This window comes from Nocardioides sp. Root151, assembly GCF_001427925.1.
In the GTDB taxonomy this organism is placed as follows: domain Bacteria; phylum Actinomycetota; class Actinomycetes; order Propionibacteriales; family Nocardioidaceae; genus Nocardioides.
Window position 1 is genome coordinate 1 of sequence record NZ_LMGG01000004.1, and the last position, 13,678, is coordinate 13,678.

General features: G+C 71.4%; 14 protein-coding genes. 4 read left to right on the forward strand and 10 right to left on the reverse strand.

The annotated features are described in order from the left end of the window. The first annotated feature begins 128 nt into the window (after nucleotides 1-128). Complete coding sequence (locus ASD66_RS08460; RefSeq protein ID WP_156388605.1) at nucleotides 129-1,817, forward strand: serine/threonine protein kinase; 1,689 nt, start codon at nucleotides 129-131, stop codon at nucleotides 1,815-1,817. A 30-nt stretch (nucleotides 1,818-1,847) separates the two neighbouring features. Here ASD66_RS08460 and ASD66_RS08465 read toward each other — a convergent pair whose 3' ends face one another. Then, complete coding sequence (locus tag ASD66_RS08465; protein ID WP_056676089.1) at nucleotides 1,848-2,510, reverse strand: MerR family transcriptional regulator; 663 nt, start codon at nucleotides 2,508-2,510, stop codon at nucleotides 1,848-1,850. A 267-nt stretch (nucleotides 2,511-2,777) separates the two neighbouring features. Between ASD66_RS08465 and cimA the strand changes: the two genes are divergently transcribed. Next, nucleotides 2,778-4,361, forward strand: coding sequence for a citramalate synthase (gene cimA, locus ASD66_RS08470; RefSeq protein ID WP_056890697.1), 1,584 nt, complete (start codon nucleotides 2,778-2,780; stop codon nucleotides 4,359-4,361). A gap of 24 nt (nucleotides 4,362-4,385) precedes the next feature. On the opposite strand, the gene ASD66_RS08475 is transcribed toward cimA, so the two are convergent. Then, nucleotides 4,386-5,015 carry a TetR/AcrR family transcriptional regulator gene (locus ASD66_RS08475; RefSeq protein ID WP_414858568.1) on the reverse strand — a complete coding sequence of 210 codons (630 nt, stop codon included), beginning with the start codon at nucleotides 5,013-5,015 and terminating at the stop codon, nucleotides 4,386-4,388. Between the two features lie 88 nt (nucleotides 5,016-5,103). Here ASD66_RS08475 and ASD66_RS08480 point away from each other — a divergent pair, with 88 nt between their 5' ends. Then, nucleotides 5,104-5,652, forward strand: a complete 549-nt coding sequence (locus ASD66_RS08480) for an NADPH-dependent FMN reductase (RefSeq protein WP_056890698.1) — start codon at nucleotides 5,104-5,106, stop codon at nucleotides 5,650-5,652. Nucleotides 5,653-5,720: 68 nt separating this feature from the next. Here ASD66_RS08480 and ASD66_RS08485 read toward each other — a convergent pair whose 3' ends face one another. The 8 genes from ASD66_RS08485 to ASD66_RS08520 all read right to left on the reverse strand — a co-directional run bounded on the left by ASD66_RS08485 (nucleotide 5,721) and on the right by ASD66_RS08520 (nucleotide 13,006). After that, nucleotides 5,721-6,428 (reverse strand): hypothetical protein, encoded by a 708-nt coding sequence (locus ASD66_RS08485; RefSeq protein ID WP_056890699.1) that lies wholly within the window; start codon nucleotides 6,426-6,428, stop codon nucleotides 5,721-5,723. A 97-nt stretch (nucleotides 6,429-6,525) separates the two neighbouring features. Continuing rightward, a complete protein-coding gene (gene bioD, locus ASD66_RS08490) occupies nucleotides 6,526-7,206 on the reverse strand; it encodes a dethiobiotin synthase (protein ID WP_056890700.1) in 681 nt (226 codons plus the stop codon). Next, a complete protein-coding gene (locus ASD66_RS08495) occupies nucleotides 7,203-8,351 on the reverse strand; it encodes an 8-amino-7-oxononanoate synthase (RefSeq protein WP_056890701.1) in 1,149 nt (382 codons plus the stop codon). Before ASD66_RS08495 ends, bioD begins: the two co-directional genes overlap by 4 nt. After that, nucleotides 8,348-9,622 carry an adenosylmethionine--8-amino-7-oxononanoate transaminase gene (locus ASD66_RS08500; RefSeq protein ID WP_082599411.1) on the reverse strand — a complete coding sequence of 425 codons (1,275 nt, stop codon included), beginning with the start codon at nucleotides 9,620-9,622 and terminating at the stop codon, nucleotides 8,348-8,350. The genes ASD66_RS08495 and ASD66_RS08500 overlap by 4 nt, the downstream gene beginning before the upstream one ends. A gap of 4 nt (nucleotides 9,623-9,626) precedes the next feature. Further along, a complete protein-coding gene (gene bioB, locus ASD66_RS08505; RefSeq protein WP_056890702.1) occupies nucleotides 9,627-10,838 on the reverse strand; it encodes a biotin synthase BioB in 1,212 nt (403 codons plus the stop codon). 196 nt (nucleotides 10,839-11,034) lie between these two features. Further along, nucleotides 11,035-11,658, reverse strand: a complete 624-nt coding sequence (locus tag ASD66_RS08510) for an energy-coupling factor transporter transmembrane component T family protein (RefSeq protein WP_056890703.1) — start codon at nucleotides 11,656-11,658, stop codon at nucleotides 11,035-11,037. Beyond that, nucleotides 11,655-12,356 (reverse strand): energy-coupling factor ABC transporter ATP-binding protein, encoded by a 702-nt coding sequence (locus ASD66_RS08515; protein WP_056676112.1) that lies wholly within the window; start codon nucleotides 12,354-12,356, stop codon nucleotides 11,655-11,657. Before ASD66_RS08515 ends, ASD66_RS08510 begins: the two co-directional genes overlap by 4 nt. 2 nt (nucleotides 12,357-12,358) lie before the next feature. After that, nucleotides 12,359-13,006, reverse strand: coding sequence for a biotin transporter BioY (locus tag ASD66_RS08520; protein WP_056891404.1), 648 nt, complete (start codon nucleotides 13,004-13,006; stop codon nucleotides 12,359-12,361). A gap of 101 nt (nucleotides 13,007-13,107) precedes the next feature. On the opposite strand from ASD66_RS08520, the gene ASD66_RS08525 reads away from it, so the two are divergent. Further along, nucleotides 13,108-13,668, forward strand: coding sequence for a TetR/AcrR family transcriptional regulator C-terminal domain-containing protein (locus tag ASD66_RS08525; RefSeq protein ID WP_056676115.1), 561 nt, complete (start codon nucleotides 13,108-13,110; stop codon nucleotides 13,666-13,668). Nucleotides 13,669-13,678 lie beyond the last annotated feature (10 nt).

Sequence of the window (13,678 nt, forward strand, 5' to 3'; positions counted from 1 at the left end):
GCTGCGCTGCTCGCCAAACCGGCAGCAGCATGACCGTTGCTTAGACCGATTGACCTAGCCGGGTGCAAAGCGTCACGGACAGCGCGTTACACGGGGTTCGGGGCGGTGGGCACGGGTAATCTCACGACGTGACGACGACTCCGGGCCGGCAGGCCCCACCTGGAATGCGCGTGGGGGACTACACCCTCCTCTCGCGCATCGGCGAGGGCGGCATGGGCGTCGTGCACCTCGCCCGCAAGCCCGGGGGAGAGCGCGTGGCGCTCAAGGTGCTGCGCCCGCACGTCGTCGGCGACGACGAGGCCCGCGCCCGGCTGGCCCGCGAGGTCAACTCGCTCACCCGGGTGCGCAGTGTCCGGGTCGCCGAGATCGTCGACTCCGACCCGTGGGGGCCGGTGCCGTTCGTGGCCACCCGCTACGTGCCCGGACTCTCGCTGCACGACCACGTGCGCGAGGAGGGTCCACTGACCGGAGACGACCTGGCGTGGTTCGCCCAGGGCCTGGCCGAGGCGCTGCAGGCCGTGCACCGGGTGGGCGTGCTGCACCGCGACATCAAGCCGTCGAACGTGCTGATGGAAGGTCGCAACCCGGTCCTGATCGACTTCGGCCTGGCCCGGGTCGCCGACGACGCGAACATCACCCGCACCGGCTGGCTTCTCGGCACACCGGGCTACCTCGCCCCCGAGATCCTCTACGGCATCGAGCCCACCACCGCGGCCGACGTGCATTCGTGGGCGGCGACCGTGGCCTTCGCCGGAACCGGTCGTGCGCCGTACGGCAAGGGGCCGTCGGTGGCGGTGATGGACCGCGTGCGCCGCGGCGAGCACGACCTGACCGGCCTGGATCCCGTGGTCCTCTCGCTGGTGACCTCCGCGCTCGCGCCCGAACCGGACCAGCGACCGAGCCTGCCGCAGGTGATCGAGACCCTCGGTGGCTCGCCGACCGCCGAACGCCCCGCTGTCCCCGGACCGGCGCCCACGATGACGATGCCGATCACCCCCGGGTTCGCGCAGGCCGCCCAGGAGGCGCTCGACGTCGCCGCCCCGCAGACCCGCAGGTTTGAGGACGACCCGACCCGCAGGCAGCCGCCCCCGGCGCCGCCGTCGCAATCACTGAACCAACCGCTGGCCGGCCCGGCGACCGAGGCGGCCCCGCCGCGGCCGGACCACACCCTGCCGCCGCCGATGCGCGAGCCCTACCAGGTGCCTGCCCCGGCGGGGGCGGCACCGGCGCGGGTGTCGTGGACCGAGCGCCTCCGCCGCTGGATCCTGGGTGCTGCCGTCCTCGGTGCGGTCGCCGGGGGACTCGTGCTGGCGCCGTACGTCGTGAGCGTGTCGATCGCGGTCGTGACCGTGGTGCTGCGCAGCCTGTCGCTCTCCGCGACCGCGGCCACCGATCGACGTGGTCGCCGCGGCCCGAAGTGGTACGACGGGGTGCTCAACCTGATGGCCGCGCCGTGGCACTTCCTCGTCTCGCTGCCTGCGTCGATCATGCTGCTGGTCTGGACCGCCCTGTTGGTGGGCTGCGTCGGACTGGTGATGGTGGCCCTCGACGTCGACGACCTGACGGCGCTCGGGGTCTCGGGCGTGTTCCTCGGTGTCGTGCACTGGACCGGCCCGGGCAGCTCCCGGCTGAGGTCACCCCTGCGTCGGATCGGGTTGCCCCTGGCCCGCACGCCGCTGCCCTGGCTGGTCGGCGTGCTGCTGTTGGTCGCCGCCTCCGCCCTCATGGTGTGGTGGGCGGTGGACCACGACCCGGTGTGGGCGCCGTTCGACGAGTCGCCGTGGGCCCCCGGCACCTGGTTGGGCCGCCACCTCTGACGGGTCCGTGCGCTGGATCAGCGACCGGGTTCAGGCGCTGGCGGCGGGCTGACGCGGTCCGGGCAGGTGGCGGGCCCCGCGCGGAACACCCCGGGAGTCGACCGGGTCGTTCTCCATGGCCAGCCGGTGGAGCGCGATCAGCACCTGGTCGAGCAGGACGGTGGTGGCCGCCACCGTCGTGGGCAGGTTCTCGGCGGACGTCTCGCTGATCGCGGTGCGGTCGCTGTGCGCGGCGAGTGCCGCCGCCTCGGCGTACGCCGAGAAGTGGTCGGGGTCGATCTCCAGGCCGACGGACTCGGCGGCCCACAGGGCACGGGCCAGGGCCGGGAGGTGAGGAGACGTGGCGGCCACGTGCCACCCGAGGTCGGCCAGGAGATCCTGCGCGGCGGTCACGTCGATGCTGTCGGAGACGCCGGACGAGGCCGCGATCGCCGCGCGGACCCGGGTGACCCGGGACTCCGTGTCGACGTCGGGAAGGTCCATCGCATCAAGGATCTCGTGGATGTCGGACAGCGAGAGCCGGCCGACCTCGAGCAGTGCGCGAATCAGGCGCAGGCGCTTCAGGTGCGTCTCGTCGTACAACGCCTGCGTGGCACTGGTCGCCCGGCCGGCGTGGAGGAGCCCCGAGCGAAGGTAGAACTTGACCGTGCCGACCGGCAGGCCGGCGCGCTCGCTGAGCTTGCTGATGCGCATGGGTGGGGAGTTCCTCAAAGCTGTCCGGATGTTGGATCGCCCAAGAGTAGGTCGGCTCCCGGGTGCCGCGCAGAAGAATGGGGAAGGTCGGATTCCGAGACGGCAGGCTTCGGGCACGTGGTTCCGTGGCAAACTGGGCACGTGCAGCAGATCGCGATCATTATTGACTAGCGCGTCAGGGACTCCCCGACGCGCAACCTCTCGTACTCCGGGAGGTTTTTTTGTTGCCACACCCCCGAACCGGACAACCGAAGCGAGATGAGACGAATGGACCTCCACGGGGCCTTCCACGTCTACGACACCACGATGCGCGACGGCGCACAGCAGGAAGGGTTGAACCTGTCGGTCGCCGACAAGCTCAACATCGCCCGGCTGCTCGACGAGCTCGGTGTCGGCTTCATCGAGGGCGGCTGGCCCGGCGCGAACCCGAAGGACACCGAGTTCTTCGCCCGCGCCGCCGACGAGCTCGACCTGCGCCACGCCAGGCTGGCCGCGTTCGGCAGCACCCGCAAGGCCGGCCTGGCCGCCGCTGACGACCCGCAGGTCGCCGCGCTCCGCGACAGCCGCGCGCCGTACGTCACGCTGGTGGCCAAGTCGCACACCCGCCACGTCGAGCTGGCGCTGCGCACCACGCTCGAGGAGAACCTCGCGATGGTGCGCGACACCGTGGCCCACCTGGCCGGCGAGGGACAGCGCGTGTTCCTCGACGCCGAGCACTTCTTCGACGGCTACAGGCTCGACCGTTCCTACGCGCTCGAGGTGCTGCGCACGGCGTACGACGCGGGCGCCGACGTGGTCGCGCTGTGCGACACCAACGGCGGCATGCTGCCGCACTGGGTGGGTGAGATCGTCGCCGACGTGATCGCCGAGACCGGCGGACGCGTGGGCATCCACGCCCACAACGACACCGGGTGCGCGGTCGCCAACTCGATCGCGGCCGTGCAGGCCGGCGCCACCCACGTGCAGGGCTGCATGAACGGGTACGGCGAGCGCACCGGCAACGCCGACCTCGTCTCGGTGATCGCCAACCTCGAGCTGAAGCTGGAGCGCCGGGTGCTGCCCGAGGGCGCCCTGGCCGAGGCGACCCGGATCGCCCACGCCGTCGCCGACATCACCAACTTCCCGCCCGCCTCACGCCAGCCGTACGTCGGCACCTCGGCGTTCGCGCACAAGGCCGGGCTGCACGCCTCGGCGATCAAGGTCGACCCCAACCTCTACCAGCACCTCGACCCGATGCAGGTCGGCAACGACATGCGGCTGCTGGTCTCCGACATGGCCGGCCGGGCGACCGTCGAGCTCAAGGGCAAGGAGCTCGGCTACGACCTCTCCAGCGACAAGGACCTCGTCACCCGGCTGACCAACCGGGTCAAGGAGATGGAGTCGCGCGGCTACACGTTCGAGGCGGCCGACGCGTCGTTCGAGCTGCTGCTCGTCGAGGAGGCCGAGGGAGTGCGCCCGGCGTACTTCGAGGTCGAGTCGTGGCGGGTGATCACCGAGACCTCGCCCGGCGGCGAGGCGATCTCCGAGGCGACCGTCAAGCTGCGCGCCGGCGGCGAGCGGTTCGTGGTGACCGGTGAGGGCAACGGCCCGGTCAACGCGCTCGACCACGCCCTGCGCCAGGCCATCGACCAGGCCTATCCGGAGGTCGCGAAGTTCGAGCTGATCGACTACAAGGTGCGCATCTTCGACCAGGGCCACGGCACCGACGCGACCACGCGGGTGCTGATCGAGACCACCGACGGCGAGTCGTCCTGGGTCACCGTCGGGGTCGGCCACAACGTCATCGAGGCGTCGTGGGGCGCGCTCGTCGACGGGCTGACGTTCGGGCTGCGCCGCCACCACGTGGAGTGACTGCGGGCCGGGTGCGCGGCTGGTTCAGCCCGCGAGGATGCGCCGGACCAGGTCGTCCCACCCGGCGATGATGCGCTCCTCGCCCACGCCCTCGGCCCTGTGCTGGCGCAGGATCTCGGCCTCGAGCGGCGCGAGCACCGCCGTGGTCAACAGGTGCAGGTCTCCGGTGGCGCCGAGCTCGGTGAGCAGGTAGCGGACGTGCATCGCGGCGAACGAGTAGGCGGCGTACGACCGGCCGTAGGAGGAGATCGCCGCCTCGATGAGGTCGGCGTGGCGCAGGTTCAGGTCGAGGCGGGAGCGCCCGAAGGCCCGGAGTCGTTCGAGTGGGGGAGCGCCCGGCCCGAGCGGCGGCGGACCGGAGATGACGGCGTTCTGCCAGGCCGACTCGGAGTGGTCGAGCACCGCGCCCATCAGGCCGGCCCGGCTCTCGAAACGCCGGAACACCGTGCCCTTGCCGACTCCCGCGGCCTCGGCCACCGCTTCCATGGTGACCGCGCAGGCGCCGTTGGCCTCGACGAGTCGCAGGGCCGCGTTCAGCACCGCGTCGCGGTTGCGCGCGGCGTCGCGGCGCTCCGGTGCCGGCTGGCCGAGCAGCGGCAGCTCGGCCCTGACCTGCCGGTCGTCGGCAGCTCGGGGCTTCGTGGGCGGTGTCACAACACTCATCCTAGAGGCCCGGAATAAAGCGGACCGCGGTCCGCTTATGCCCTCTGTTCGTCCAACAAACCTCTGAGGAGACAGCTCCATGTCTGACACCCGCGTGCTCGTCCTCGTCGGCAGCCTCCGCGCCGACTCCCTGAACCGCCGCATCGCCGAGACCCTCCAGGCCCAGGCCCCGGCCGGCGTCACCATCGACATCGCCGACGGCCTCGGTGAGATCCCGTTCTACAACGAGGACATCGACGGCGAGACCGCGCCCGAGGCAGCCACCCGCCTGCGCGCCGACGTCGCCGCCGCTGACCGCGTCCTGGTCGTCACCCCCGAGTACAACGGCACCATGCCCGCCGTGCTCAACAACGCCATCGACTGGCTGTCCCGCCCGTACGGCGCCGGCGCCGTCGTGGGCAAGCCGTTCGCCGTGGTCGGCGCCACCCCCACGCCGTACGGCGGCAAGTGGGCCCACGAGCACGCCCGCCACTCGGCCACCATCGCCGGTGCCCAGGTGCTCCAGGAGATCGTCGTGTCGCAGTCCGCGATGGAGGGCGACATCCTCGCCGACGACGAGGTCGTGGCCCGCCTGGTCAGCGCCGTCGAGGCACTGGTCGCCGCCGAGGCCGAGACCTCCGCAGCCTGACATTTCCGATACTCCCTGACGTTCCGGTCCCCAAGGAGGGGCCGGAACGTCAGGGAGTATCTGCGTCTTCAGCGCCAGAGCAGGGCGCTGGTGTAGTCGGCGTTCGTGTAGTGGAGGTAGTCCTTCACCTGCTTGGCGGTGACGCCCTTGCCGCCGGTGACCACCGTGAACACGGCATACTTCCCGGCGCTGCGCACGCGCCACTGGCCCTTGTCGAAGCCCGGGACGATGTCGGCCTTCTGGTAGTTGAAGTCTCCGTCGGTCAGCGACTTGTCGTTGGAGAACGTCTTGGCCTTCTTGTCGCTCTTCATCTCCAGGATCATGTGCGTGATCATCACCCGGCCGCCCAGTGCCTTGAGCGTCACCTTGACGCCGTACACGCATCCGCGCTTGGTGAGCGCGCCCTTGACCTCGAGGCCCGAGCAGTCCGGGTAGTCCTTGCCGCGCACGTGGTCGGCCGCCATGCGTACGCCGTCCAGCTTGAAGTCCCAGTCGTGGGCGTACTCCGCGGCCGTGAGTCGGCCGCCGGGCGGCGGCGTGGTGCTCGGGTCCGTGGTGGAGGGGGCGTCGGTCGGCGTCGTGCTGGGTGACTCGGTGGGGTCCGTCGACGGGTCGTCGGTGGGAATGCTGCTCGGCGCCACCGCCGGATCTCCGGCCACCACGCTGGACTTCTCGTCGGAGTCGCACCCGGCGAGCAGCCCGGCCACCAGGAGCGCCAGGACGATCGGCCCGGCGACCGCGCGCCGGCGACGGTTGCTCTGGATGGTTGAACGCATGACACTCCTCTGTCGGTGACTCCGGAGCACCACCCCTACCCGATGCTCCGCCCACGCAATCATTCCCGACACTCCCGGGACCGCAACCACGGGATCGTCAGGGAGTGTCGGTGAACCAGGTGGGGACGGCGGCGGTGAAGGACGCGCGGTCCAGGCCGCCGGCACCTTCGGTGAGTACGGCGACCACGGGTACGCCGGCCACGCGGGGCAGGTCGTCGAGGTTGCACGACTCGGCAAGGTCGGGGGAGTGCGGCCAGGCGCCGATGACGAGTCCGGCCGGTTCGAGGCCCCGGGACCGCAGGGCGCCCACGGTGAGCTCGGTGTGGTTCAGGGTGCCCAGCCCGGCCCGCACCACGACGTACACCTCGGCGTCGAGGTCGGCGGCCAGGTCGAGCAGCGTGCCGCCGTCGGTGTCGAGACGCACCAACAGGCCGCCGGCTCCCTCGACGATCACGGTGTCGACCTCCTCGGCGAGCGCACGCACCCGGACGGCGTACTCCGCCACTGCAGGGATCGTGACGCCGGCTCGACGCGCGGCGGTGTCGGGGGCCAGTGGGTCGGGCAGGCGGGTGTACTCCTCCACCGCGCAGCCGGTGAGGGCACGGACCACGTCGACGTCGCCGGGCTCGTCGGTGTTGGTCGGTCCGATGCCGGTCTGTGCGGGCTTCACGACGGTGACCGTGCCCCGCGCGGTCGCGCGTACGGCGAGGGCGGCGGTGGCGATCGTCTTGCCCACCCCGGTGTCGGTGCCGGTGACCACAATGATGCGACCGCTCACGGGTGCTCCTTGACGACGCGGCCGATGACGTCGGTGGCGTGCTGCCAGTGCGCCTCCGGCAGTCCGGCGTTGCAGGTGATGCGCAGCCGTGACACCCCGTCGGGCACCGACGGCGGCCGGAAGCAACCGACACGGATGCCCTCGGCGAGGCAGGCGGCCTGGGCGGCGACTGCCACCCGGGGAGCCCCGAGCGGCACCGAGAGCACGGCGCCGGCCGGGAGGTCGACCTCGAGCGCCTGACCGAGCGTCGCCACCCGGTCGTGGATGGCGCGCGGCAGTTCGGGGTGCGCCACGAGGTGGCGCAGGGCGGCCAGGGCGCCGGCGGTCGGTGCCGGGGCCAGCGCGGTGTCGAAGATGAACGGGCGGGCACGGTTGACCAGGTGCTCGCGCAGCGGCGCCGGGCCGAGGACCACGCCGCCCTGCGCGCCGAGCGCCTTCGACAGGGTGGCGGTGACGACGACGTGGGGGTGGTCGGCCAGGCCGAGCTCACGGACCAGCCCGTGACCGCCGGTGCCCTTCACCCCGACGCCGTGCGCCTCGTCGACGACGAGCAGGGCGTCGTGCTCCGCACAGACGGCGGCCAGGTCGACCAGGGGAGCGGCGTCGCCGAGCACGGAGTAGATCGACTCGGCGAGCACGAGCGCACGTCGGCCGTCGGCCGCCGCGAGCGCGCTCCGCACCGCGGCGACGTCGTTGTGCGGGGTCACCACGGTCTGGGCGCGGGAGAGGCGGACGGCGTCGATCAGCGAGGCATGGATGTGCGCATCGGAGACCACCAGGGCGTCGCGGTCAGCCAGCGCAGTGACCACCGAGAGATTCGCGTGGTAGCCGGTCGAGAAGACCAGGGCGGCCGGCCAGCCGAGGAAGCCGGCCAGCTCGCGCTCGAGGTCGGCGTGCAGGTCGAGGGTGCCGGTGACCAGTCGCGAGGCGCCCGCTCCGGCACCCCATTGCGTGACCGCGTCGGCTGCCGCCCGGACCACCTCGGGGTGGCGGGACAGGCCGAGGTAGTCGTTGCCCGCGAGGTCGATGGTGTCGTCGTCCGCCCTGCGTGGGTTGAGGATTCTCGTCAACCCGGCGTCTTCGCGTGCCTCCGCCTGCTCGGCCAGCCAGGCACGCCAGCCGGTCCCGCTGCTTCCGCCGCTCATCCCGCGACCGCCGCGGCGTGCAGCGCGGTGCAGATCCGGGCGACGTCGTCGTCGGACGAGATGTACGGCGGCATCGTGTAGATCAGGTCGCGGAACGGGCGGATCCACACACCGTTCGCGAGTGCGGCATCGGTCGCCGCCACCACGTCGACAGGGTGGTCGAGCTGTACGACGCCCACGGCGCCGAGGGTGCGGACGTCGTACACCCCGGGGAGCTGGCGCAGGCGAGCGAGGCCGCGCTCGAGCGCGGCGTTGACGCGGGCGACGTCGGCCTCCCATCCCCGGCTCAGCAGCAGGTCGATCGAGGCGGAGGCGACCGCGCAGGCCAGTGGGTTCCCCATGAACGTGGGGCCGTGCATCAGCACGCCGGACTCGCTGGCCGAGATGCCGCCCGCGATGTCGGAGGAGCAGAGCACGGCGGCCAGGGTGAGGTAGCCGCCGGTCAGCGCCTTGCCCAGGCAGAGGATGTCGGGCGTGACCACCTCGGAGACGAACAGGTGGCCGGTGCGGCCGAAGCCCGTGGCGATCTCGTCGAAGATCAGCACCAGTCCGAGCCGGTCGGCCACCTCGCGCATGACGGTGAGGCAGGCCGGGTCGTAGGGGTGCATGCCGCCGGCGCCCTGGAGCAGCGGCTCGACGATGATGCCGGCGAGCTCGTGGGCGTGTGCCTCGGCGAGTGCCGTGAACGAGGCGCTCCAGCCGGCCAGGTCGCCGCCCGGTGCCGGTGGCTGGTCGGCGAAGACGTGGGAGCGCAGCATGCCGGTGAACATCGTGTGCATGCCGCCCACGGGGTCGCACACGCCCATGCAGCCACAGGTGTCGCCGTGGTAGCCGCCGCGGACCGTGAGCAGGCGGGTGCGCTCGGGGCGGCCGCGGCCACGCTGGTGCTGCACGGCCATCTTGATCGCGACCTCGACGCTGACCGATCCGGAGTCGGCCAGGAAGACGTGCTGCAGTGGCTCCGGTGTGATCTCGACGAGGCTGCGGGCCAGGTCGATCGCCGGCCGGTGGGTCAGGCCGCCGAACATGACGTGCGCGAATTCCCTTGCCTGGTTGGCGATTGCCTCATCGAGCGCGGGGTGGCGGTAGCCGTGGATCGCCGACCACCACGAGCTCATCGCATCGATCACCTCGCCGGAACCCTCGAGCTCGAGACGTACGCCGGACGCCCCCGTCACGAGTCGCGTCGGAGTGGGGTCGGTCATCGACGTGTAGGGATGCCAGACGTGCTCGCGGTCGTAGGCGAGCAGGGAGGCGGTGTCGGTGCTCACGCGGTCACGCGTTGGCGGGAGCCTCGGTGCCCGCGCCACGCTTGCGGATCACGGGGTTGTGGGACGTCTCGCCCACTGCCTCGTCGGCATGCCCCGAGCAGCCGCCGCCACAGGCCGAGCCGCAGCCGGCCCCGTCGGAGGCACTGCCGCACGGGCTCGCGGATGCCGAGCCGCAGTCACCGGCCGCGGGCTCGAGGGAGTCGAGGCCCGGCAGGCTGCCGTTGGCGAACGCGTCCTCGTTGCCGAGGATCACGAAGCCGTTGTCGCGCAGCATCTCGAGGTCGGACCTGGCGTCCTGTCCCTCCGAGGTGAGGTAGTCGCCGAGGAAGATCGAGTTGGCCACCTGGAGGGCAGTGGCCTGCAGGGAGCGCAGGTGCATCTCCCGGCCGGCCGCGATGCGGATCTCCTTGTCGGGGCACACGAACCGGGCCATCGTCAGGATCCGCAGGCACCGCATCGGCGAGAGCTCCCACGTGTTCTCGTACGGCGTGCCGTCGAAGGGCATCAGGAAGTTCACCGGGATCGAGTCGGCGTCGAGCGCGCGGAGGGCGAAGAGCGCCTCGACCAGCTGCTCGTCGGTCTCGCCGAGTCCGGCGATCAGGCCGGAGCAGGGGGAGAGGCCGGCCGACTTCGCCTTGCCGATGGTGTCGATGCGGTCGTCGTACGTGTGGGTCTGGACGATGTTGTCGTGGTTGCTCTCGGCGGTGTTGATGTTGTGGTTGTAGGCGTCGACGCCGGCGGCCTTGAGCCGGTCGGCCTGGCCGTCCTTGAGCAGCCCGAGGCAGGCGCACACCTCGACCCCGTCGTAGGTCTCCTTGATCGCCTCGGTCATCTCCACGACCCTGTCGACGTCGCGGTCGGAGGGTCCGCGGCCCGACGACACCATGCACACCCGGGTGGCGCCGCCCTTGAGGCCGGCCCCGGCCTGCTGGAGGGCGTCGTCCTTCGTCAGCCAGGAGTACTTCAGGATCGGTGCCTGCGACCCGAGCGCCTGGGAGCAGTAGTTGCAGTTCTCGGGACACAGGCCCGACTTCAGGTTCACCAGGTAGTTCACCTTGACCGTGTTGCCGAAGTGCTCACGGCGCAGCCGGGCAGCCGCGGAGACCACGGAGAGCAGCTCCGCGTCCGTGGTCTGCAGCACGGCGAGGGCATCGGGCTCGGACGCGGCGCCGCCGTCGAGGATCCGGTCGGCGAGCTGGTCGAAGTGGGTCGTCATGTGGGTGCGTCTCCTGGTCGTCGGCGAACCTGAACGGTGTTCAGGCAACCTGAACGGTGTTCAGGTTAAGCGAGTTCGACGGGACGCCGCAACACACGTCGGGATGATGGACATCCTGCACGTGGGTGGTCGAACCGTGGACTCTTGCGTCGCGAACCGTGGATCGTTGCGCGTCGAGCCGTGGATCCTTGACGTATCAGTCGTCGCCGATGCCGCGGGCGTGGAGCGCGTCGCCGGTCTCCATGGCCCGGGCCACCACCCGGATCACGAACGGCGAGAGGTAGGCGCGCGGATGCCGGCCCAGGCCCCGCGCACGGGCCGCGTCGCGGGTCTCGTGGGCCAGGGTGACCGTGCCGGGCAGGGCGCCGATCGCCAGGGCGAAGGCCAGCGCGACCCGTTCGGGCTTCACCCCGATGCGGCGGAACGGTCCGAGCCAGCGGACGACGGCATCGAGCATGGCGTTGACCGACGTGGTCGCGGTGACCACCACCGCGGCCAGCGCCAGCGTGACCAGGTCGACGAACGACTCGATCGCCTTCGCGCCGCCGTACCACCACCACTGGAAGGCGGCCACGAACGCAGCCAGCACAAGGATGCTGCGGGCCGCCCGCCACAGGGTGCGCAGGCGCACCCGGGCCACGGAGACCAGCAGCAGGGCCACCGCGAGGAACGCGAACGACGCGGGCATGCTGCGCACCAGCACGATCGAGAGACTGAGCACGCCGAGCGCGACCACCTTCACCCCGACCGGCAGGCGGTGCAGCAGCGTCGTGCCGGGTTGATAGATCCCGACCAGGACGCTGCCGGAACCCTGGCTCATGCCGACACCGACGTGACGTAGTGCTCGACGGCCTCGTCCGCGTCGCCGTCGAAGGTGACCCGGGCGTCGGCGACCACCAGCACCCGGTCGCAGCGCCGCGCCAGGTCGAGGTCGTGGGTGACGAGCATGAGTTGTTGCTCGAGGTCGAAGAGCAGGTCGCCGACCCGTCGGGTGTTGGCCAGGTCGAGCAGCGTGGTGGGCTCGTCGGCGACGACCAGCGAGGGGCGTACGGCGAGCACCCCGGCCAGTGCCAGCATCTGCTTCTGCCCGCCCGAGAGCGAGTGCACCGAGTCGTGCGCGTGCTCGAGCAGTCCGTTCTCGTCGAGCACCGCCAGGGCGAGCTCGCGTCGCCGAGAGGGCGACTTCTCCTGCCGCCGCAGCGACAGCTCGATGTCCTCCACGCAGGTCGGCATCACGAGCTGGGCGGCGGGATCGGTGAAGCAGAACCCGACCGTACGACGCACTGCCGCGGCGTCGCGGCGTACGTCGAGGCCGTCGACGCGCACCGACCCGGTCGTGGCCAGGACCAGCCCGTTGAGCATGCGGGCCAGGGTCGACTTGCCCGATCCGTTGGCGCCGATCACGCCGATCCGGTGCTCGGTGAGCTCGAGGGTGGTGGGTTCGAGCACGACGCGGGATCCGCCGTCACCGGGAAGGGGGACGACGACGCCCGCCCGGTCGAACTCGATCCGCGGCACGGTCAGCCCGCGTCGGGTGCCGCGTCGCGAAGCGCTGCGTCGGGTGCCGCGTGGCGAGGGGCGCGGGCGAGCAGTTGCGGGAAGGCCCGGTGCACCTCGGCGGCGATCAGCGCGACCAGTGTGGTCTTGACGAAGTCGCCGAGCCAGAAGGGCAGGTCGTAGGTCATCGCCTCGTGCCAGCTGACGTCGAAGAAGAGCTTCATGCCGGCGATGCCCATCGGGTGGATGACCAGGATGCTGCCCGCGGCGGAGCACAGGAAGATCACCAGCGCGCTGGTGCGGCGCTGGCCGGCGACGTACTTCACCAGTAACCCCGCGACGAGCGCGGCGACCGGGAACGACCACAGGTAGCCGGCGCTGGCGCCGGTGAAGGTGCCCAGGCCCGAGGAGTGCTCGGCGAAGACCGGCAGGCCGATCGCGCCGAGGCCGAGGTAGAGCGCCACCGCGAGGAAGCCGCGCACGGGGCCGAGCAGGCAGCCGGTCAGCATCACCGCGAAGGTCTGCAGGGTGATCGGCACGCCGGCGCCGCCGACCGGGATCGCACCGACGTACGCGCAGGCCGAGATCAGTGCGGCGAACGCCGCGATCAGGGCGATGTCGGTGGTGCTCGACGTCGTACGCCGGGTGCTGGTCGGGGTCTGCGTGCTCAAGGTCGTCGTCTCTTCTGCAAGGTGTCGCGGGCCGGAGCCGTTGCTGAACACTGTTCAGGTTAAGGTCAGTGCATCGTAGATCCTCAAGGAGGGGTGGGAAGTTGAGCTACCGCAGGGCGGACGTCGTCGAACACGCCATCGTCGTGCTCGACGCCTACGGGCTGGCCGACCTCTCCATGCGCCGCCTGGCCAGCGAGCTCGGCGTGCAACCCAGCGCGCTCTACCACCACTTCGCCAACAAGCAGACCCTCCTGGCCGCCGTGGCCGACGAGATCCTGCACCGTGGCACCCGACCTCGGACGACGACCGCCTGGGACGACCGGGTCGTCGAGGTGTGCGGCCAGCTCCGCGACGCGATGCTGGCCTACCGTGACGGAGCCGAGCTCGTGGCGACGGTCAGCGCGTTCGGCCTCGGCGCGGAGGCCCCGGCACTCGAGCTGGCCGAGGCGCTCGCCGACGCCGACCTCGACGCCGACCTGGCGCCCGTCGCTGCCCGCACGCTGATCCACTTCGTGCTGGGCCACGTCATGGACGAGCAGACCCAGATGCAGGCCAGCAGCGCCGGTGCGATCGAGGACCGGCCGCGCGAGGAATCCGACTTCGCGCTGGGGCTGGCGCTGGTGCTCGACGGCATCCGGGTGCGTGCCGCGGTCTCGTCCTGACCGCAGTCGC